The 901-nt window shown below is 70.4% G+C and carries 1 protein-coding gene; it reads left to right on the top strand.

The genetic code is table 11. The features are described 5' to 3' along the window. Positions 1-12: 12 nt before the first annotated feature. Positions 13-901: LysR family transcriptional regulator (locus ETD86_RS54540; protein WP_246149554.1), on the top strand; the 889-nt coding region annotated here is incomplete at its 3' end.

Genomic DNA, 901 nt, shown 5'->3' with positions numbered 1-901 from the left:
CGCGAGCACATCGTGCAGTCCGCGCTGAGCCAGCAGATCCAGCGGCTGGAGCGCGAACTGGGAGTGCGGCTGCTGGATCGCAGCACCCACCACGTCCATCTGACCCCGGCGGGCGCCGCCTTTCTCGTCGAGGCGCGCCAGATCCTCGACCACGTGGGCCGGGCCAGGCAGGCCGCACGCAACGCCGTGGCGTCGGCGCCCACGCTGCGTGTCGGCATCATCGACGCCGGCTACGACTCCATGCCGCAGATCCTGCGCGAGCTCCAGCGCAGTCACCCCGATATCACCATCCATCAGGTCGAAGCGGGCACCCCGGAGCAGTATCGGCAGCTGGCCGACGGCCGCCTGGACATCGCCATCGGACACGCCTCCCAGGCTCCAGCCGAGGTGACCTCCAAGCTGATCAGGCTCGATCCGCTCGGCGTGCTGGTGCCGGACGACCACCGCTTCGCCGAGCTCGACGGTGTACCCGTCGCCGCCCTCTCCGACGAACTCCTGCTGCTCGGCGAAGAGGCACAGACCCCGGAGCTCAACCAGTTCGTCATCACGCTGTGCCGCTCGGCCGGGTTCGCGCCCACCATCTACGAGGGCACCGTCGAGAGCAGCCGCGCCGCGGCCGACCTCGTACTCCAGCGCCGCTGCGTGCACTGCGTACCCTCCTCTTTCCGCACCTCCAACCGGCCGGGCACCACCTGGCGGTCCCTGATCGAACCCACCATGCACTACCCGTGGTCACTGTTGTGGCACGACGCCAACCCCTCTCCCCACATCGCCACCGTGATCGACAGCGCCCGGCGGCTGGCCGAGCGGCTCGGCTGGCTGGAACCCATCAGCCCCGCCACCGGGCCGCCGCCCGGCTCGGGGGCTCCGACAGCCACCAGCCCCAGTGATGAGCCTGTCT

It is taken from the genome of Nonomuraea turkmeniaca (genome assembly GCF_005889735.1).
In the GTDB taxonomy this organism is placed as follows: Bacteria; Actinomycetota; Actinomycetes; order Streptosporangiales; family Streptosporangiaceae; genus Nonomuraea; species Nonomuraea turkmeniaca.
This window is presented reverse-complemented; position numbering and strand designations above follow the sequence as displayed.